This is a genomic window from Sulfitobacter sediminis, from assembly GCF_040811725.1.
In the GTDB taxonomy this organism is placed as follows: domain Bacteria; phylum Pseudomonadota; class Alphaproteobacteria; order Rhodobacterales; family Rhodobacteraceae; genus Sulfitobacter; species Sulfitobacter sediminis.
Genome location: NZ_JBFNXX010000313.1, coordinates 1 through 214 on the forward strand (window position 1 = coordinate 1; position 214 = coordinate 214).

1 protein-coding gene is annotated in these 214 nt (G+C 59.8%); it reads left to right on the plus strand.

What is annotated here, in order from left to right:
• Window positions 1–214: hypothetical protein (locus tag AB2B41_RS23875; RefSeq protein ID WP_367880300.1), on the plus strand; the 214-nt coding region annotated here is incomplete at both ends.

Below are 214 nucleotides of genomic sequence, written 5' to 3' on the forward strand. Positions count from 1 at the left end.
GGAGAGATCATCAACGAAGACGCTGAAGCGGACCGGCTGGAAGCCGGTGGTTTATCTCCAATAGATGGAAAATCAATGACGGGATCGTCCCTCACCGGACGAGGTCTGCGGATGACGCCGAAAATGGCTGCTGCGCTACTCGAAGCGCGAGACGAAGCTGGGCGCTCCGCGACCGATCCGACACATGCATGCAGCGGTCCAATCGAACCGGGCC